Raw genomic sequence first — 19,945 nt, 5'->3', positions numbered from 1 at the left:
CGGACTTGCGGTCACATGATCCCATCCTTGCCTACGGCGCAAACAATGGACGCGCGCTACAAGAACTTTACGGAACAGTTGGCCCAACGGGGGTTTAGTGGCGAGATCGATCTCAGCTACAGTGCCCGGTTGGCGATGGCGGTGGACAACAGCGTCTACCAGTTTATGCCCCAGGCGGTGGTCTACCCCAAGGATGCCCATGATCTGCAGCTGATGCTGCGCCTGGCCCGCTCCCCGGCCTTCAAGGGGCTCCACTTCGCCCCCCGGGGGGGCGGCACCGGCACCAATGGCCAGGCCCTCAACTTTGGCCTGGTGGTGGACACCAGCCGTCACTTCCAGAGGGTCAGTAACATCGATCCCCAGGCGCGCAGGGTCGAGGTGGAGTGTGGAGTGATCAAGGATGCCCTCAATGACGCCCTGCGCCCCCACGGGCTGTTCTTCGCCCCGGATCTCTCCACCTCCAACCGCGCCACCATCGGCGGCATGATCAGCACCGACGCCTCCGGTGCCGGTTCCCTGATCTATGGCAAGACCTCGGATCATGTGCTGGGGGTGACCTGTGTACTGGACGACGGCACCCTGCTGACTACCGGCCCCTGGGATGCGCGGGCCCGCGAGGCCCTGACCGGCCGTGCCAGCGAACTGGCGGAGGCGGTGCTGACCCTGTGTCGTGACAAGCAGGCGCAGATCAGGCAGACCTTCCCCGAACTGAACCGCTTCCTCACCGGCTACGATCTGCGCCACGTCTACGACGCCGACAGAGACACCCTGGATCTGACCCGGCTGATCTGCGGCAGCGAGGGCACCCTGGCCTTCGTGGTCAGTGCCACCCTGGATCTTACCGAGATCCCCACCGACCGGGCCCTGGTTAACATCAGCTACGACAGTTTCGACTCTGCCCTGCGCCATGCGCCCCGGTTGGTGGAGGCCCAGGCCACCGCGGTGGAGACCATCGACTCAACGGTGCTGGGGCTGGCCAAGGAGGACATCATCTGGCACCAGGTCTCCGAGCTGGTGCCCAGCGCCTTCGACGAGACGATGGCGGGGATCAACATGGTGGAGTTTGCCGGCTCCAAGGAGGAGGTTGACACCAAGCTGGCCAGTCTGGAGACGCTGCTGGGGGAGGGGACCAAGGGGGTCCTGGGGCACCGGGTGTGCCTGGACAAGGGGGAGATCGCCCGGGTTTACCAGATGCGCAAGAAGGCGGTGGGGCTGCTGGGCAACGCCAAGGGGGCCCGCAAGCCCATCGCCTTTGCCGAGGACACCGCGGTGCCGCCGGCGCAGCTGGCCGACTTTATCGCCGAGTTCCGCACCCTGCTGGACGGGCACAAGCTGCGCTACGGTATGTTTGGCCATGTGGACGCCGGGGTGCTGCACGTACGTCCGGCGCTGGATATGTGCGATCCGGCGGACGAGGCGCTGCTGCGCACCGTCTCCGACCAGGTGGAGGCGTTGACGCGAAAATATGGCGGCCTGATGTGGGGCGAACATGGCCGCGGGGTGCGCTCCGAGTATGGTCCTGCGGTGTTCGGTTCGTTGTTCGATGACCTGCGCCGCATCAAGGGCTGGTTTGACCCGGGCAACCGTCTTAACCCGGGCAAGATCTGCCCCCCCTTCGACTCCCAGGAGGAGCTGTACAGCATCGATGAGATCAAGCGGGGCAGCTTCGACCGCCAGCTGCCACAGGCGGCCCGCAGCCAGTTTGACAAGGCAATCAGCTGCAACGGCAATGGCCTCTGCTTCGATTACAACGCCAACAACCCCATGTGCCCCTCCTACAAGGTCACCGGCAACCGGGTGTGGTCACCCAAGGGCAGGGCGACCCTGATGAGGGAGTGGCTGAGGTTGCTGGAACAGGAGGGGGTGAATACCGCCGATCTGGACGCGGTGCCGATGGCGTCCCTGCGTCAGCGCATCAAAGCCAGCCTGGGACAGCATAAGCGTCAGGACTTCTCTTATGAACTCTATGAGGCGATGCAGACCTGCCTGGCCTGTAAGGCGTGCAGCGGCGGCTGCCCGGTGAAGGTGGACGTGCCCGATTTCCGCGCCCGCTTCCTGCACCTCTATCACAAGCGCTACCTTAGGCCTGCCAAGGACTACCTGGTGGCGGGGATCGAGTCGGCCCTGGGGTGGATGGCCAGGGCCCCCAGGCTGGTGAACCTGATGACTCAAAATCCGCTTTCCGGCTGGGCCGCAGGCAAACTGTTTGGCTATGTGGATACGCCGGCGCTGTCGGTGCCTACCCTGGCCCGGCGCCTGCCCGCCGCGCTGCGCCTGGATGAGGCGGAGCTGGCCAGATTGAGCGAGGAGGAACTGGTCAACACCCTGGTGATCGTCCAAGACCCCTTCACCAGCTACTACGATGCGGTGGTGGTGGAGCGAGCCGCCCAGCTGTTGCAGGCCCTGGGTTACCGGGTGCGGGTGATGGATTACCAGCCCAACGGAAAGCCGCAGCACATCAAAGGCTTCATGGACAAGTTTACCGAAACCGCCACCCGCAGCGCCCGCGCCCTGAACCGGGTCGCCAGCTTCGGGGTGACTCTGGTGGGGGTGGACCCGGCCCTGGTGCTCACTTACCGCGATGAGTACAACCTGGTTCTGGGCGATGCCCGTGGCGACTTCCAGGTGCTGCTGCTCAACGAGTTTCTGGTGACTCAGCTGGAGCGCTGGCCGTCAAAGCCCAGGGGCGAGGCGGTGTACAAGCTGATGACCCACTGCACCGAAAACAGCCTGAGGCCTCAGGCGGTGGCGGAGTGGCAGACCCTGTTCAGTCACTTCGGCGGTGCGCTGATCCATCAGCCCGGCGGTTGCTGCGGCATGGCCGGTACCTTCGGTCATGAGAGGGGCAACCTGGCCATCTCCAGGGATCTCTATGAACTCTCCTGGAAGCCCGCCATCGAGGCGGCCACCGAGGAGGTGCTGGTCTCCGGGTACTCCTGCCGATCCCAGGTGAAGCGTCATGAGAAGCAGCGGCCCCGTCACCCTCTGGAGGCATTGCTCGATCTGGTGGTCTAGGCCGGTATCGATGGCATAAAAGGGCGCTTCGGCGCCTTTTTTGATCCTGGTGCGAACGCCCCGGGCGGCCATGTGATCCGGATCCCCCTGGCTTCGGCGAAAAACCAACCGGGATCACGCTCTTGGCTGAATATGAATAATCTGAAGCGGGTTTGCTGAGGTAGGGGTGGGGCACAGCAGAGGGGATAACGTCGTATCACCACTCTGCCGGCGACCTTGTCACCTTGTATATGACGCGGTCGACGCGATCAGGACAGTAGGTAAGGGAGCACTGTCTGACCGGGCCCGGCAGCGAAACAAAGGGCTAACTCGATGGGTTCACTCACTGGTTTTGTGAACCCTGTCCCGCTGTCGACCCTTGCATGCTACTTAGTCTTGCGCCCTTACGACAGCGAATTATCATTATCCTCGAATTAATCCCGTTAATCCGAGGTGGCTATGCTAAACGGCGCGATACTCTCTTCGCTGCACTGCTTTGAGTGCGCGGCCCGTCATCTGAGTTTCACCAAGGCGGCGGAGGAGCTCTACCTGACCCAGTCTGCCGTCAGCCACCGCATCAAAAAGCTGGAGGAGCAGCTGGGGTTCAAGCTGTTCCTGCGCTTTAACCGTCGGTTGCAGCTGACCGACCAGGGCGCTGGATTGCTGGCGGAACTGGATCAGTCCCTGGGTAGCCTGGAGATCGCCATCCGCGATCTGAAACAGCAGGACTTCTCCTCCACCCTGAGCATCGCCGTGCCCCACAGCTTTGCCCGCTGCTGGCTGGCGGAGCGGCTGGGGGATCTGCACTCCAAGTTTCCCCGGCTGACCCTGCAGGTGCGGGCCCGCTCCCGAGCCACCGATTTCCAGCACGAGTCGGTGGATCTGGCGGTGTACTACTCCGATCATCTGGCCACCGGCCTCTACGGGACCGACCTGATGGAGGAGAGCCTAGTGCCGGTGTGCAGCCGGGAGTATGCCGATCTGCATGAGTTGTGGAACAGTCCGGAGCGCCTGGGGCAGTGTCTGTTGCTCCATGATGAGACCGCCTGGCAGAGCGCCGGCTTCTATACCGAGTGGCAATACTGGGCCCGCCTGGCGGAGATCGAGGGCTTGTCGGTGGACCGGGGCTTCGTGTTCAACCGGGCGGACCTGGCTTACCGGGCGGCGATGTCCGGCCAGGGGGTGGCCATGGGGCGCTGGAGCATGGTGGCGCCCCAGGTGGAGGCGGGCAACCTGGTGGTGCCCATCGAGTCCTTCGTCCCCGCCGGGCAGCGCTACTACCTGGTGTGCCACCCGGACCGCAAGGACACCCCGGCGGTGAAGGCGATGTTCGACTGGATGCAGGAGCAGGCCGCCCAGCGCATCTCCCTGGGGGAGGCCAGCATGGCCAAGTACGCCGACCAGGCCAGCCAGCGCGCATTCTAACCCCCCTGCTATAGTGTAAACGTCGCTTCATCCGGAGTGGGACGGCGCGTTGTGGTTGCAACCGTCTCCCGCCTGTGCCACTGGTCTGTCCATCTGAGCCCGGAAAGTCGGTATCCTGTTGGGTTTAGAGTTATTACGCCATTTAAGAGATGCTTCTGAAGGAATGACAGTGCTTCAATACCACGCCAACCAGATCCCCACGACGATCCCCCTGATTGCCCGCGCCATTCTCAAGCGTACGCCCCCGGCGCAGCTGCCTGAGAAAGCCATCGAGGTTCAGGGATTTCGCTTCGATGCCGGCAAGCTGGAGAAGTACAACACCTTCTGTGGTTTTCCCAAGGAGAGCTTGCCCCTGAGCTACCTGTTTGTGGCAACCCAGCCGGTGCAACTGATGCTGCTGACTCAACCCGACGTGCCGGTCAAGCCGTTGGGGATGATCCACCTGGGCGTCAGCTTCGAGCAGCATGCTCCCATGAGCCTGGATAAAAGCTACCAGTTCACCCTGAAGGTGGGTGACCAGCAGGAGACCATTAAGGGGCTGGAGTTCGAGCTTCTGGGTGAGTTCCGCGACCAGGGTGAAGTGACCGCCAGCTACGTCAGCCGCTGCCTGCTGAGGCTTGAGGGCCCGCGCAAGCGCGGTCGTCCCGCCCGGGAGCCGAGGGTGGCCTATGACTGGAAGCCGGTGTCCAGCCTGACGATGCAGGAGTCCGATGCCCGCCGCTACGCCGCCATCTCCGGGGATTACAACCCCATCCACCTGCACCGCCTCACCGCCAAACCCTTTGGCTTCGAGGCCCCCATTGCCCATGGCATGTATATGGTGGCCAAGATGCTGGCCAGTGCAGCCGAGCCGATCGGCAGCGCCAGCTTCCAGTTCCAGCGTCCTGTGCTGATGCCCTGCGAAGGTACCATCGAGCGTGATGGCGAGGGGATGCGCCTGGTGAACGAGGCGGGCAAGGCCCTGGTCTCCGCCAAGATTGGCTGATCCCAGTGCCAGGCATAAAAAAGGCTCCGAGTGGAGCCTTTTTTATGGTGCGATATGGTGCTATCAGTGCAGCAGGGTCTGCTGACTCAGCTCGATCTCCGGGGCGGAGGGCTGCTCCTCCTCCACCTCATCGGGCAGGGCATAGCCCTGGTCGTGGAGCCACCTGAGCAGCTGGATCTTGACTTCGCTGTGGTATCCCACGAAATCGGCAAACTGTGCTTCGGAGAGGCCGGCGGCGGTGCGCACATGGGTGGTGATCACCAGCTTGGGCAGGGTATCGTCCATCAGTTCGATGAAGATCTTCAGCTCATTGTGCCTGTTGTTCAGCTCGCCCAGCTCGCTGTGCAGCTTGAACAGGGTCGCGGGGCGAAGCTCCATGGAGGTACTGAACTGCAGCAGGCCCTGCTCCTCAATCAGCTCCAGCTTACTGTCGAACACCCCGGGAAGCTCCTGCATCTTGGTCAGGTGAAAGCCGTCGCAGGCGCCGCACAGGTAGAACTCCATCTGCATCGCTTCCAGCCAGCGATGGATGTCGGCGTGTCCGGGTTGAGAGATTTGAGGCATAGAATCGGGAACGTTTTGCTGTGTCTTAGGGGGGAAGAGTAACATTCACCTCCCCGGAAACCAAGGTGGCAGGCCAGAGAGTGTGTTACATCTCTTTAATTGGCCGCCGCCAACCTGGCGCAGGACAGGTGAGGGTGGTAAAAAAACGCCCCGCAGTGCGGGGCGCTGTGTCGCGTCGGGCTATCAGGCCTTGGCAGCACGGGCCTTGGCGATGATCTCCCTGGCCATGATGTCGGCCACTTCACCGGTGGTTTTGCCCTGCTCTTCCGCCTTGGCGAAGATGGTCAGCAGGGTGTCGTAGATCTTGCGCACCTTGGCTTCGGACTTGGCGGCGTCGTACTCCTTCTCGAAGGAGACGTTGATGATGCCGCCGGCGTTGATCACGTAATCGGGGGCGTAGAGGATCCCCTTCTGCTTGAGGATCGCACCGTGACGGGGCTCGGCCAGCTGGTTGTTGGCGCAACCTGCCACGATGGAGGCCTTCAGCTGGGGAATGCTGTTGTCGTTGATGGTGGCCCCCAGGGCGCAGGGGCAGTAGACATCCACATCCTGGCTGTAGATCTCATCCAGGCCGACGATGGTGGCGCCAAATTCGGTGGCCGCTCGGTCAAGCTGCTCGGCGCTGAGGTCGCACACCACCAGTTCGGCACCGGCCTCATGCAGGTGACGACAGGTGTCGAAGCCCACGTGGCCCAGCCCCTGTACGGCCACCTTGATCCCCTTGAGGCTGTCCAGTCCCCGCTGGTGCTTCACCGCGGCCTTGATGCCCAGGTAGGTGCCCAGGGCGGTGAAGGGGGAGGGATCGCCACTCTGCCCTTCCAGGCCGCACATGTAGGGGGTAACCTCATGGGCTTTCATGATGTCGGAGGTGTTGATCCCCACATCTTCGGCAGAGAAGTAGCGTCCACCCAGGGCATCGACGGCGCGACCGAAGGCGTGGAACAGGGCATCAGATTTGTCGGACTTGGGATCGCCGATGATCACCGACTTGCCGCCGCCGAACTCCAGGCCGGCCAGGGCGTTCTTGTAGGTCATGCCGCGGGAGAGGCGCAGTACGTCGTTGATGGCGTCCTCTTCGCTCTCGTAGGGCCACATGCGGCAACCGCCAACGGCGGGGCCCAGGGTGGTGTCGTGGACGGCGATGATCGCCTTCAGGCCGGAGGCCTTGTCGTGGCAGAACATGACGTGCTCATGTTCGTCAAATGAGATGTGCTCGAAAATGGACACTGGCTTGCTCCCTGTGCAGTTTGCCTTTGTTTCAGGCTTTCTTATATGTGATTATGGTCGCCACCATACCAGTGACGCCCTGGTGCGCCAAGTCGAACCAGGGCCTGAGAGGGCGTCAAATGGCAAGCAAAGTTGACATAGATCACGCTAGCCACCCCTCTGGACAAAAGTTGACTGGTTTAGGACGTATCGAGAAGGAAGAGGCAATGACAGAACAACAACAGCCCCAAATGCAGGAGCAGCAGTGGATCCGTACCCAGTTTCAGAAGGCCAACCGCCACATGGCGGAGAAGGGGCTGATTCCGGGCAAGGTCTATGACAAAGAGAGCCGGGTGCTGCCCCCCTACCTGACCCTGTGGAAGATCATGGAGAGCGGCAAGGGCCAGAAGTACTGGGTCCTCAGCGGCGACCTGCCCACCGACCTGGTGGAGGACACCCACATCAAGAGCGCCCGCGAGGCGCTGCGCCACTTCTCCCTGAACTGGCAGTTGAAGGCGGAGAACATCCGCCGCACCAGCACCGACAAGACCCAGCTGCAGTTTGCCGCGCTGATGATCAGCCGCGCCGAGTCCATGGCCCAGATGCAGATGGATGACCGCCTGTGGGCGGCAGAGGCCGGCGCCTGAGGGGCAGTCCAGTGTGACGAAAGGGGAGCCGGTGGCTCCCCTTTTTCTATTCCCCCTTGGCCAGTCGGCGACTGAGGGCGCTCTGGCTGATCCCCAGCATCTTGGCGGCGGCGGTCTGGTTGTTGGCGGTGCGGCTCATCGCCTCCTCGATGAGGGCACGGTTGACCTCGGCCAAACTGGGCAACTGCTCCGGGAAGCGCAGCTGCTGGCTGGGGCAGGCCTCGCCGAGGTGTTCCTGCATCGCCTCGACGAAGGGGGCGATGTTCAGGTGGGTATCATCGCTGCGGCTGACGGCGTCAAACACCATCCCCTTGAGCTCCTGCAGGTTCCCGGGGAAGGGATAGCCCGCCAGCCTGGGGGCCAGATCCGGCGGAAGCAGCGGCGCCGGCCTCTGCATCTGCTCACTGGCCTGCTCGATGAAGTGGTTGAGCAGCAGCGGCAGGTCCAGGGGACGCTCCCTCAGCGGCGGCAGGTTGATGCGATGGGCCCGCAGCCGGTAGAGCAGGTCGTTGCGGAAACGCCCCGCTTTTTTCAGCTCCAGCAGGTCATGCTGGGTCGAGGTGACCACCCGGCAGCGCACCGGGAAGGGACGGTCGCTGCCGATCGGGTAATACTGTCGGTAGTGAAGCAGATCCAGCAATTTGGCCTGGGCCTCCAGCGGCAGGTCGCCGATCTCATCCAGGTAGAGCAACCCGTCGCCGGCGCTGTGTACCAGGCCGGCACGGGCCGGTTCATCCTCCCCGAAGGCGCCACGCACCTGGCCAAACAGGGTGGCTTCGAACCCCTCCAGGCTCTGGCCCGCCAGGTTGACCCGGACAAAGGGGGTCTCCGGGCCGATCAGGCGGTGCAGGGCCTGGGCAAAGAGATCCTTGCCACAGCCGCTTTCGCCGGTGATCAGGATCGGTTCCGGACTGATGGCCAGGGCTTCCAGGTAACGCAACCGGTCCAGCATCGCCGGTTCGCAGGTGAGGATGTGGTTGAACGCCTCCGGCTGAGCCAGCTCGCGGCTGAGGAAGCTCTCCTTGATCTGCTGGTAGCTGCGCTCCAGTCCCACCACCTCCAGTGCCCGGCGGACGGTGCTGGCCAGGTCCTCCACATTGCCGGTCTTGATGAAGTAGTCATAGGCACCGCGCTTCATGCAGCGCACGGCGGTCTCCACTTCGTTGACCCCGGTAACGATGATCACCCGGCAGTTGGGGAAACGGCCGCGGATCTCTTCCAGCAACTGTTCGCCGGAGTGGAACGGCATGGTCAGATCCAACAGTACTAGGGCGTACTCCTTGAGCTCCATGCGGTTGAGCACCTGGCGGCTGTCCACACAGGTGTCCAGGCTGGCTTCGGGCACCAGGCGGGTCAGGGTCATGGAGAGGGTGCGCAGCCACTGGGCTTCGTCGTCCACCAGCAACAGGTTTCTCACCAGCTTCATGCGTGTTTCTCCTCGGGAAAGTAGAGGGTCATGGTGGTACCTTCGTCCGGGACGGAGTCCACCAGCCATCTTCCGTTGTGTTCATTGATGATGCGGCTGCACACCGACAGCCCCAGTCCGGTGCCACCCACATGGCGGCGGGTGGTAAAGAAGGGCTCCTTGATCCGTTGTACCGTCTCCTGGTCCATGCCGCAGCCGTTGTCCCGCACCTTGATGTAGGCGCCCTGGTGATCCTGCCCGGTCTCCAGCCTCAGGACGCCGCAGTCCGAGCTCATGGCATGGCAGGCGTTCTGGATCAGGTTGATCATCACCTGCTGAAGCTGTTGGGCGTCGCCGCAGATCCTGGGATCGCTCTCTGCCAGGGTGGTCTGTACGGCAAAGCGTTTTACCTGGTTGGCGGTCAGGCGAAGAGAGACCTGTATGACCTCGTTGAGGCTCAGCTTCTGGTGGCTGGCCTGGTGAACCGGGCGGGCATACTGCTTGAGGTCGTCGACGATGCGGGCGATGCGCCTGGCGCCCTCTTCGATGGTGTGGCTGCCGTTATCCAGCTCCCTCAGGGCGCGGTCGGGGTCCAGTCCGGCGATCAACCAGAAGGGATCCTGTTCACGGTACTGCTCAATGGCCGGCTTGAGATCCTGCATCGCCTCGCTGAACAGGGCGATGGCATGGACGATTAGCCCCGTTGGGTTGTTGATCTCGTGGGCGATACCGGCGGACAGTTCCCCCAGGGAGGCGAGGCGACTGGCCTGTTCATTGGCCTGGCGCAGCTTGTGCTGCGCGGTGGTGTCCTCCAGCATCACCACCGCCTGCTCCTGGCCGATGGGGTGGATCTGCAACTGCCAGTACCGCTGGCCGTGGTGCAGCTCCTGGACCTGGCCCTTCTGGGTGTTGAGCACCATACGCAGCAGCGGCGCCAGCTGGAAGTGCAGTCCCAGGTTGTCGAGCAGGGCGCCGGATTCCAGCATCGCCTGGTTCTTGCCGTTGCTCCACAGGCACTCCTGCCTGCGGTCGAACAGGAACACCCCGTGGGGGAGGCCGTCCAGAACCGACTGGAACTGGCGGGAGAGCTGGGAGATGCGCCGTTCAGCCAGCCGCCTTTGCTCCAGTTCGTTGTCCAGATCCAGGGTGCGTTTGTGCAGCCGTCGGCTGATGGAGAAGGTGAACACCAGGCCGATGGCGGCCAGGGTGGCGATCAGCACCGAGCCCCACATCACCTGCTCATGGGTGGAGGTCAGGTCCACCTTCTCCCGGCCTGTGCCGAACCACTTGTTGACCAGCAGGTCGTATTCGCCGGAGAGTTTGAGCTGGCGCAGTGCCTTGTTGATCTCCGCCATCAGGGCGGCGTTCTTGTCGTTGCTGACGAAGTTGAAGGCCCCGTAAATCAGCGGGTCGCTGGCACTGCGCACCGATGGGTAGAGGGGCTGCAGCCGCCGGGCAACGAAGTTCTCCGCCAGCACCACGTCCACCCGCTTCTGCAGCAGCATCTTGAAGCCGGTCTCATAGAGGTCGACGTCGATACGGATAAAGTTCTGCGGATGGCCGCGAAGGTAGACGTCCACAAAGCTGCCCACCTTGATTGCCACACGTTTGCCAGCCAGATCCTGCCAGTTGTTGATAAAGCTTTTGCCCTGCAGGGTGTAGGCCTTGGCGTGGGTGGCATAGATGGGGTCGGACTGCTGCGCTTCCCGGCTGATGGCTACCGGGCTCACCACGCAGATGACGTCGATGTCGCTGTCGGGGTTTTGCACGTCCCGAACCAGTTGCTGGAAGGACTTGCGCCTGGGGTGGATGGTGTGACCGGTGAGCTGGCCGATCCGTTTCAATAACTCGATGTTAAATCCCTGATCAACCCCGTTTTTTCGCCACTCCAACGGGGCGGTGTTGGAGTGAACCCCGAAGACCACCGGTTCAGTAGAAGCCAGGCACAGGGAGGAGAACAGCAGCAAGAGTGAAAGGCAGTATTTCATGGGGTGATCATACCCAAGAGTAGGTAGCTGGGATGTGCAGAGGATCCCGAATCTGACTCAAGAGAACGGCCACACCTCCTCCGGCAGGGACTCGAGTGTGGTGCCGGTCTAAAAAAGGGGCCAGAAGGCCCCTTGAGTACGTTGTACAGGAGTTAGAACTTGTAGTGCAGACCCATGGTGACGATGTTGTCGCCTTCGTCATACAGCTTGGCGGCGGCGGTGGCCACCTCGGCATCGAAACGGCTGTAGTGGGCGTACAGCTTGGCGGCCTTGCTCAGCTTGTAATCGGCGCCAATGGCATAGTTGGTCACCTCGGCCTTGGTGACGTCGCCCTTGTTCAGGCCAGCCAGGCTCTTCATCACGTTGCCGGCGTACTTGCCGTTACCGGAATCATCCTGGCCATAGCGGACCTTCAGGGTGAGTACGTCAGTCAGAGGGTAGGCGGCGTCAACAACGAAACCATTGCCATCCAGGTTGTCGAAGCTCAGGTCTTTGGTGTCCTGGAACATGGCGCCCAGCTTCACCTTGCCCAGTTTCACCTGACCGGTGACACGGTAGGCTTCATCGCCGCCCAGGCCTGCGTTGTAGCCCAGGGCGACAAAGTAGTTCTTCTTCGCCAGCTTCTTGTCGCCGTACAGGGCGGACAGGGAGTACAGGTCGCCTTCGACATCGGCATCGGCGCCATAGGCATCATCTTCCAGCTGGTAGGAGCCCATCAGGGTCAGGCCGCCCAGGCTGGGGGTGGTGAAGCTGATCATGTCACCGTAACGGCTGTTGCCGGAGAACAGGCGGTTCATATCGGTGTTGGTCAAGGTGAATTGATCCACGCCGCCTTCCGCCTTCCAGAAGGCAGAGGCCATCTTACCGAAGGTCAGTTCACCGAAGCCGCCTTTCAGGCCCAGGTAGGTGTCACGAGAGGAGAAAGGGTTGCTGGCGGCGCTGTCTTCACCGCGCACCATCACTTCGGCCTTGTACACCAGGGCCAGGGCGTCGTTCAGGGCTACGTTGCCCTTGATGCCAACCAGGGAGAAGTCATTCTCAAGGGTGGTGCCTTCACCGCCGCCGATGTTGGAGGCGAAACCGGTGTCGGCGTCAGTCACGGCCAGACGCATGGCGCCGTAGAAGGTGGGCATCTCTGCCTGTACTGCAGTGGAGCCCAGCAGAGCCAGCAGCATAGAGGAAGCTACAATGCTTTTTTTCATCTTACATACCCTATTTTATTTGGTGTGGGATTGCTTGGCGAAGAGATTAAGAAATAAATAGCCGGCATAATGTGATCTGAAGTGGAATTTACCTTTATTGAATTAATTGGGTTTTTAATATTTGTCCTAATTCTGTTTTTGTTCCTTTTTTTTGATGCTCCTGACGCCAGTCTATGCAAAAACGCATAGTTGACTCTGGTGCGATGCACTACTGCATAGGGCCTAAATCGAGCTGTGACAGTCGCTTCACTTCTGTTCTTTCATAAGCGTTCTGACTTGAATTTCCCCCCTGCCTCACCAAAGATAAAAGGTAAAAGAGGGTCGAGATTAATTGTTTCTGATTGTTTGTGTCGGCAAATGAATATAACTGCCCCTTTATTGACGACATGGGGAATTTGTTTCCATGCTCGTAAAACCACCTAGGAGATATTGATGAACGCTCGCAAATATGCACTGTCTCTGAGTGCACTTTTGGTGTCCGGTGTATTGTCTGCTTCCACTCTGGCAGCAGATAACCTGGCCGATTTCCACGCTGACAACCTGGGCTGTGAAGCCTGCCACACCGAGAGCATGGAGCTGTCCGACGACAACCTGAGCCACGAAAATGGCCAGTGCGTCGGTTGTCACGGCGATCTGAAGGAGGTGGCCGAGTCCACCCAGCATGAGCACTTCAACGCTCATGACTCCCACTTCCCCGGAGAGCCAGCCTGTACCGCGTGTCACGCCGGCCACCAGAAGTCCCTGAACTACTGTGATTCCTGCCACAGCTTCGACTTCGACATGCCTTACCACGGCAAGTGGGAGCGTCACGAGCCCTCCATCGCCGAACTGCACAAGGACAAGGCCGACCGTGAAGCGGCCCTGGCTGCTGCCCCACGTGACACCGTCGATGTACTGGTTGTTGGTTCCGGTGGCGCCGGTTTCTCTGCTGCCGTGTCTGCTTTCGACAACGGTGCCAAGGTGATGCTGATTGAGAAAGAGCCTGTGATCGGCGGTAACGCCAAGCTGGCGGCCGGTGGCATGAACGCCGCCGAGACCAAGCAGCAGGCTGCCAAGGGCATCAAGGACAGCATCGAGCTGATGACCAAGGACACCATGAAAGGTGGCCGCAACATCAACGACCCAGCCCTGGTTAAGGTTCTGGTTGAGCACTCCGCAGGTTCCATCGACTGGATGACCGGCATGGGCGCCGATCTGAGCGATGTCGGCCGTATGGGTGGCGCTTCCGTTAACCGTACCCACCGCCCAACCGGTGGTGCCGGTGTCGGTGCCCACGTTGTTCAGGTTCTGTATGACAACGCCGTGAAGCGTAATATCGACATGCGCATGAACACCCGTGGTGTTGAAGTCCTCAAAGACGCCTCCGGCAAAGTAAAAGGCATGCTGGTTAAGGGCAAGTACACTGGCTACTACTGGGTGAAAGCCGATGCCATTGTACTGGCGACCGGTGGCTTTGGTAAGAACAATGACCGTGTGGCCAAGCTGGATCCCAAGCTGAAGGGCTTCAAGGCCACCAACCAGCCTGGTGCCACTGGCGACGGCCTGGATGTGGCCGGCGAAGCCGGTGCCGACATGGTTGACCTGAAGTACATCCAGGCTCACCCAACCCTGTCCATCAAGGGCGGCGTGATGGTGACCGAGGCGGTGCGTGGAAACGGCGCCATCCTGGTCAACCGCGAAGGTAAGCGTTTCGTCAACGAGATCACCACCCGTGACAAGGCTGCTGCAGCCATCTTGCAGCAGACCGGTAAGACCGCCTTCCTAATCTTCGACGATTCTGTACGCAAGTCTCTGAAGAAGATCGAGAAGTACATCGGCCTGGGTGTGGTTCCCGCCAACGCCTCCGCGGTCGAACTGGGCAACTCCCAGGGCATCAACGGCGAAGAGCTGAAGAAGTCCATCGCCCGCTACAACGAGTTTGTGGCTGCCGGTAAAGATGCTGACTTCGAGCGTCCTCAGCTGCCTCGCGCCCTGAACGAAGGCCAGTACTACGCCATCGAAGTGGGCCCTGGCGTACACCACACCATGGGTGGCGTGAAGATCGACAACAAGTCCGAGGTTCTGGACACCAAGGGCAAGGTAATTCCTGGCCTGTACGGTGCCGGTGAGGTGACTGGCGGCGTTCACGGTGCCAACCGTCTGGGTGGTAACGCCATCTCCGACATCGTGACCTTCGGTCGCCTGGCCGGTGAAGAAGCGGCCAAGTACTCCAAGCAGTAACAGTTAACATCAGTTTCATTCCTGCACGCTTTTGGGAGGGCCTTGCGCCCTCCCTTTTTTTGTCATGGCATCGTCCCGTCGCCATCCCGCCAGTCTGAACTCTGTTTGTTTCTCCCTGCGTCAGTGACCCGCTCTCTCTATGGCCGTCGGCGCCGATGGTCCTGCTGTCCACTGGCGTAACCTCAGCGGAAGCCGCTGCCGAACGCAAATAAAAATGTGATCAAGGTCACATTATCTGTTAGATCATATAGGGAGTGGCGGCCTACTGCCGCAAAGCACGCGCTACAGGGAGAACAACAATGCGTACACTGATTGCAACCGTGGCCATGGCGATGGCTTCCATGGCGACCGCCAATACCCTGACTCTGCCCACCGGCTTCTATGCCCTGGAGGTCAATGGGGCACCGGCCCAGCAGCAGGGCCGCAGCCTGGCGCTGGGTGAGGGCAAGCAGGTGGTGACCCTGAGGTACATCAACCCCTACATCAGCCACCCCGAGTCCAACGACTTCTACAGCTCCAAGCCCCAGTACCTGGTGTTCGATGCCGGCCAGGGCGAGCACGGTCTGATGCTGGTGTTGGATGATCGTCGCCAGTATGACCCCTATAAGGCGGATCTGAAGTTCCACCTCGAGGCCGACGGCCAGGCTGTGGCCATGGAGCGCTACAGCGGTCACTCCGCCATCGCCGCCGCCCTGGCTGACTAGTTTCACCCGCACGCAATAGGCAAGAGTTTGGGGAGCCACCGGCTCCCCTTTTCTCTATTCCAGGTACCAGTAGCCCAGGTTGATAAACGCCAGCAGGGTTTCGGCATCTTGCCGGTCCGCCAACAGCGGAGCCAGGGTGGCGCCGTTCAGGCGCGGGGCCTCCCGCAGCGGCAGGGCCAGCGCTTCGGTGTTCAACAGCCAGTGCTGGCCATCGAGGTAGAGGCTGCCCGGCAGATCCCCCTCCAGGTGCAGGACCTTGAGGCCACCGATGCGCACCAGTTCCTCCCCCTGGTCGAGAGCACTGCTGAGCTGGCGGAGATCCAGGGGCGTTTCCGGCGGCAGGGGATCCAGTTCGAAGCGGTTCTGGCTGAGCAGGGTGCCGAGCATGGGGCGCAGGGTGTCGGGATCGGTCATCAGCTCAGTCATCAACTGCGCCAGCCCCTGTTGATGAGCGCCGCTGATCAGCGATGCCGGCTCCGGCTCCGAGTCAGAGGTAAACCGCCTTTGTCCCTGGCCTGCCTGCTGCAGCTGGTCTGCCAGCTGACACAGCAGCTCCTGCTGACTGGGGGCGCGAAATCCCACCGAGTAGGAGAGGGAAGGGGCCAGGGTCTGACCGCAGTGGGGGTAGCCAGGGGGAATGTAGAGCAGATCCCCAGGGGCCATCTCCACATCGATAATGGGTTCGAAGTCCTCTACCAGCGCCAGGGCCCCGCTGTTTGCCCTGGGTTTGTGCTCACCCCGGTCGCCCACCTGCCAGCGGCGCCGGCCCTGCCCCTGGATAATAAACACGTCGTAGTTGTCGATATGGGGCCCCACGCCGCCGCCAGTGGCGGCAAAGGAGGCCATCAGGTCATCGAAACGCCAGTCCGGCAGGAAGCGGAAGCTGGCGGCGAGCTGTGCCGCCGCCGGTTCCAGGTGGTTGACCGCCTGCACCAGCAGTTGCCAGTCAGATTCGCCCAGGCGTTCGAAGTCGGTGACCGGCCCCGGTTCGCTGCGCCACTGGCGACCCTGCTGGATCACCAGCCGGCTGCTGACCGACTCCTCGGAGGCCAGGCCCGCCAGCTCATCGGGCTCCAGGGGATCGACGAAGCCGGTGAAGGCGCCTTTGACAAACAGCGGCTGCTTCTGCCAGTGGTGCTGCAGAAAGTGGGGGGTATCCAGGTTGAGTCGGTACATGGGCGTCCTTGGGTCCGGTTTCGGCGGACAGTCTAGCTAAAGTTGGGGCAATAAAAAACGCCACCCTGGGGTGGCGTCGGTTTCCTGAGGCGGGTTACAGCTCTTCGAGGAAGCGCTGGGCCCGGCCGGTGTAGCTGGCCGGGGTCAGCTGCTTGAGCTCCGCCTTCACCTGGTCGGGCAGGGCCAGGCCGTCGATGAACTCCGCCATCATCTGCTGGTTCACCCGCTTGCCTCGGGTCAGCTCCTTGAGCTTCTCGTAGGGCTTGTCGATGCCGTAGCGGCGCATCACCGTCTGGATCGGCTCGGCCAGCAGCTCCCAGTTGCTGTCCAGCTCGGCCAGCAGGCTGGCCTCGTTCACCTCCAGCTTGCTGATCCCCTTGAGGGTCGCCTGATAGGCGATCAGGCTGTAGCCGGCGCCCACGCCCAGGTTGCGCAGCACGGTGGAGTCGGTCAGGTCGCGCTGCCAGCGGGAGACCGGCAGCTTGGCCGCCAGGTGCTGGAACAGGGCGTTGGCCAGGCCCAGGTTGCCTTCGGAGTTCTCGAAGTCGATGGGGTTGACCTTGTGGGGCATGGTGGAGGAGCCGATCTCGCCGGCCACGGTCTTCTGTTTGAAGTGGCCCAGGGCGATGTAGCCCCACACATCCCGGTCGAAGTCGATGAGGATGGTGTTGAAGCGGGCGATGGCGTCGAACAGCTCGGCGATGTAGTCGTGGGGCTCGATCTGAGTGGTCCAGGGGTTCCAGGTCAGGCCCAGGCCGTTGACGAAGCGTTCGGACAGCTGGTGCCAGTCCACATCGGGGTAGGCGGACAGGTGGGCGTTGTAGTTGCCGACGGCGCCGTTGATCTTACCCAGGATCTCCACTGAGGCGATCTGCTTCACCTGACGCTCCAGGCGGATGGCGACGTTGGCCATCTCCTTGCCCATGGTGGTGGGGCTGGCGGGCTGGCCGTGGGTGCGGGCCATCATCGGGATGGCGGCGTAGCGTTGGGCCAGATCCTTGATGGCATCCACCAACTGCTGGCAGTAGGGCAGGATCACCTGGTCACGGGCTTCGGTCAGCATCAGGCCGTGGGACAGGTTGTTGATGTCCTCGCTGGTGCAGGCGAAGTGGACGAACTCGTTGATGGCATGCAGCTCGGCGTTGTCGGCGATCTGCTCCTTGATGAAGTACTCCACCGCCTTGACGTCGTGGTTGGTGGTGCGCTCGATCTCCTTCACCCGGGCGGCGTCCGCCTCGCTGAAGTTGGCGACGATGCCGTCCAGAACCGTCAGCGCCTGCTCGGAGAAGCAGGGCACCTCGTTGATCTCAGGGCAGGCGGCCAGCATCTTCAACCAGCTGATCTCAACCTGAACCCGGTACTTAACCAGACCGAACTCGCTGAAGATGGGGCGAAGAGGGGATGTTTTGCTTCCATAGCGGCCGTCAACCGGAGAGATGGCAGTGAGGCTGGAAAGCTCCATTTAGGACTCCTTGGGTACAAAATCAGAGGGTGTGACCCGGGCTCGTGCCCGGGTTCGTTATAGTTGGGGGCAATTCTATCAAAGGCCGACCCGAAGTTGGAGAGTCGTGCCGCCCCAAAAAAAGATGCGCCCGCCGGGCGCATCCTGCCAATTACTTGAGGGCCTGCATGGCCGCCTTGACCATGGCTCCCCGGGAAAACATCAGCTGGCGCCGTTTGCCGCCCAACTGACGCCAGAGTACGGCGGCGCGGATCGCACCCAGCAGCAGGGCGCGGATGCGGGCCTGGTTGTTGCTTTGCTGCAGCTGCTCGGGGTTGCCCACCACCTGGATCTTGGCGCCCAGCGGGCTGATGACGTCGCTGTAGATGGAGGCCAGGTTGGCCAGTACCTGGGGGTCGGTCAGCTCGAAGTGGTGCAGCTGGCGTTTGACCTGGTTGATGCGCTCGCTGAGCATCCCCAGGGCGGCGGAGTTCTTGGCCAGCTTGCGCTCCAGGGCCAGGATGCCGACGATGTAACGGGTCAGGTCGACGTCTTTGCGGTTGCCGTCGCCGATCTGATCCACCAGGGTGCGAAATCCGGCATTGAGCTGATGGCGGTCATACACCGACTCCACACTGTCCGGGTCGGTGATCATCACCGCCCCCAGGGTGTGGCTCATCGCCTCTTCATCGGCCCGGCCGTAGCGGGCCAGCTGCTGCACCTGCCACACCGCCTGACAGAGGGCGGCGAAGGCCAGGGTGCGCGCTTGCAGGTTATCTTGCATCTTGTATTCCGTTAGCGAATGACAGTGTCGATGATGCCGCCGCCCAGGCAGACGTCACCATCGTAAAACACCGCGGACTGGCCCGGGGTGACCGAGGAGACCGGCTCATCGAACATCACTTCCAGATCGCCATTATCCAATACCTTGAGGGTACAGGGAATATCCTGCTGGCGATAGCGGGTCTTCACCGTAATCCGGCTGCCGTCAGCCGGACCCTGGCGATCCACCCAGTGCAGTTGGTTGGCCACCAGACCACGGGAGTAGAGCCGGGGGTGATCGGCGCCCTGGGCCACCAGCAGCACGTTGCGCTCCAGATCCTTGTCCACCACGTACCAGGGCTCGTCGCCGGAGTTCTTCAGGCCGCCGATGCCCAGTCCCTTGCGCTGTCCCAGGGTGTGGTACATCAGCCCCTGGTGGGTGCCGATCACCTCGCCATCCACGGTTTCGATGTCACCGGGTTGGGCGGGCAGGTACTTGGAGAGGAAGTCGGTGAACTTGCGTTCGCCGATAAAGCAGATGCCGGTGCTGTCCTTCTTGGCGGCGGTGACCAGATCCTGCTCCTCGGCGATGCGGCGCACCTCCGGTTTCTCCAGTTCGCCCACGGGGAACAGGGTCTGGGCCAGGTGCTCGCTGCCCAGGGTATAGAGGAAGTAGCTCTGGTCCTTGTTGCCATCGAGGCCGCGCAGCATCTGAAAGTGGCCGTCTTTGCCCTCGCGGCGGCGCACATAGTGGCCGGTGGCGATGTAGTCGGCGCCCAGGGCCTCGGCGGCAAACTCGAGAAACGCCTTAAACTTGATCTCTTTGTTGCACATGATGTCCGGATTGGGGGTGCGCCCGGCCTTGTACTCCTCCAGGAAGTACTCGAACACGTTGTCCCAGTATTCGGCGGCAAAGTTGACGCTGTGCAGTTCGATCCCCAGCTTGTCGCATACCGCCTGGGCGTCGGCCAGATCCTGCGCCGCCGCGCAGTACTCTTCGGTGTCATCCTCCTCCCAGTTCTTCATGAACAGGCCCTCGACCTGGTAGCCCTGTTGCATCAGCAGGTAGGCAGAGACCGAGGAGTCGACGCCGCCGGACATACCGACGATCACCTTTTTGGAGCTGTTATCTGACATAGACAAGCGAATTCCGGTTAGTGGTTTGGCTCAACAAAAAACGGCGCCCGCAGGGCGGGCGGCGTCAGATTTTATCATGAAATGGCCAC

Annotated in this window: 15 protein-coding genes; 6 read left to right on the top strand and 9 right to left on the bottom strand. The window is 61.8% G+C overall.

What is annotated here, in order from left to right; translation table 11 throughout:
- Nucleotides 1–15: 15 nt before the first annotated feature.
- From ydiJ to FCL40_RS09730, 3 genes are all read left to right on the top strand, one after another.
- Complete coding sequence (gene ydiJ / locus FCL40_RS09740) at nt 16–3,015, top strand: D-2-hydroxyglutarate dehydrogenase YdiJ (RefSeq protein ID WP_136853106.1); 3,000 nt, start codon at nt 16–18, stop codon at nt 3,013–3,015.
- Between the two features lie 438 nt (nt 3,016–3,453).
- Entirely contained in the window at nt 3,454–4,419 is a 966-nt protein-coding gene (gene dsdC, locus FCL40_RS09735) for a DNA-binding transcriptional regulator DsdC (RefSeq protein WP_136853105.1), read from the top strand.
- Nucleotides 4,420–4,588: 169 nt separating this feature from the next.
- Nucleotides 4,589–5,404, top strand: a complete 816-nt coding sequence (locus FCL40_RS09730) for a MaoC family dehydratase (protein WP_169307068.1) — start codon at nt 4,589–4,591, stop codon at nt 5,402–5,404.
- Between the two features lie 63 nt (nt 5,405–5,467).
- Here the strand turns inward: FCL40_RS09730 and FCL40_RS09725 are convergent, their stop codons facing one another.
- Nucleotides 5,468–5,968 carry a YbjN domain-containing protein gene (locus FCL40_RS09725; protein ID WP_136853103.1) on the bottom strand — a complete coding sequence of 167 codons (501 nt, stop codon included), beginning with the start codon at nt 5,966–5,968 and terminating at the stop codon, nt 5,468–5,470.
- Between the two features lie 183 nt (nt 5,969–6,151).
- A complete protein-coding gene (locus FCL40_RS09720) occupies nt 6,152–7,150 on the bottom strand; it encodes a Glu/Leu/Phe/Val dehydrogenase dimerization domain-containing protein (RefSeq protein ID WP_136853269.1) in 999 nt (332 codons plus the stop codon).
- Nucleotides 7,151–7,401: 251 nt separating this feature from the next.
- Here FCL40_RS09720 and FCL40_RS09715 point away from each other — a divergent pair, with 251 nt between their 5' ends.
- On the top strand, nt 7,402–7,821 hold the full coding sequence (locus tag FCL40_RS09715; protein ID WP_136853102.1) for a DUF4826 family protein: 420 nt from the start codon (nt 7,402–7,404) through the stop codon (nt 7,819–7,821).
- Nucleotides 7,822–7,867: 46 nt separating this feature from the next.
- Here the strand turns inward: FCL40_RS09715 and FCL40_RS09710 are convergent, their stop codons facing one another.
- From FCL40_RS09710 to FCL40_RS09700, 3 genes are all read right to left on the bottom strand, one after another.
- Complete coding sequence (locus FCL40_RS09710) at nt 7,868–9,247, bottom strand: sigma-54-dependent transcriptional regulator (RefSeq protein ID WP_136853101.1); 1,380 nt, start codon at nt 9,245–9,247, stop codon at nt 7,868–7,870.
- A complete protein-coding gene (locus tag FCL40_RS09705) occupies nt 9,244–11,214 on the bottom strand; it encodes an ATP-binding protein (RefSeq protein WP_136853100.1) in 1,971 nt (656 codons plus the stop codon). Before FCL40_RS09705 ends, FCL40_RS09710 begins: the two co-directional genes overlap by 4 nt.
- Before the next feature lie 152 nt (nt 11,215–11,366).
- On the bottom strand, nt 11,367–12,416 hold the full coding sequence (locus FCL40_RS09700) for a porin (protein WP_136853099.1): 1,050 nt from the start codon (nt 12,414–12,416) through the stop codon (nt 11,367–11,369).
- 432 nt (nt 12,417–12,848) lie between these two features.
- On the opposite strand from FCL40_RS09700, the gene FCL40_RS09695 reads away from it, so the two are divergent.
- Nucleotides 12,849–14,636: a flavocytochrome c gene (locus tag FCL40_RS09695; protein WP_136853098.1), complete on the top strand. Its 1,788-nt coding sequence runs from the start codon at nt 12,849–12,851 to the stop codon at nt 14,634–14,636.
- A gap of 299 nt (nt 14,637–14,935) precedes the next feature.
- A complete protein-coding gene (locus tag FCL40_RS09690) occupies nt 14,936–15,340 on the top strand; it encodes a DUF2057 family protein (RefSeq protein ID WP_136853097.1) in 405 nt (134 codons plus the stop codon).
- A 54-nt stretch (nt 15,341–15,394) separates the two neighbouring features.
- Here FCL40_RS09690 and FCL40_RS09685 read toward each other — a convergent pair whose 3' ends face one another.
- The 4 genes from FCL40_RS09685 to mnmA all read right to left on the bottom strand — a co-directional run bounded on the left by FCL40_RS09685 (nt 15,395) and on the right by mnmA (nt 19,856).
- Nucleotides 15,395–16,516, bottom strand: coding sequence for a ribosomal protein uL16 3-hydroxylase (locus tag FCL40_RS09685; protein ID WP_136853096.1), 1,122 nt, complete (start codon nt 16,514–16,516; stop codon nt 15,395–15,397).
- A 94-nt stretch (nt 16,517–16,610) separates the two neighbouring features.
- On the bottom strand, nt 16,611–17,978 hold the full coding sequence (purB, locus tag FCL40_RS09680) for an adenylosuccinate lyase (RefSeq protein ID WP_136853095.1): 1,368 nt from the start codon (nt 17,976–17,978) through the stop codon (nt 16,611–16,613).
- 151 nt (nt 17,979–18,129) lie between these two features.
- A complete protein-coding gene (hflD, locus tag FCL40_RS09675) occupies nt 18,130–18,741 on the bottom strand; it encodes a high frequency lysogenization protein HflD (protein WP_136853094.1) in 612 nt (203 codons plus the stop codon).
- 11 nt (nt 18,742–18,752) lie between these two features.
- A complete protein-coding gene (gene mnmA / locus FCL40_RS09670) occupies nt 18,753–19,856 on the bottom strand; it encodes a tRNA 2-thiouridine(34) synthase MnmA (RefSeq protein WP_136853093.1) in 1,104 nt (367 codons plus the stop codon).
- Nucleotides 19,857–19,945: the final 89 nt, after the last annotated feature.

Source organism: Ferrimonas sediminicola (assembly GCF_005116715.1).
GTDB classification, from domain to species: Bacteria; Pseudomonadota; Gammaproteobacteria; order Enterobacterales; family Shewanellaceae; genus Ferrimonas; species Ferrimonas sediminicola.
This window is presented reverse-complemented; position numbering and strand designations above follow the sequence as displayed.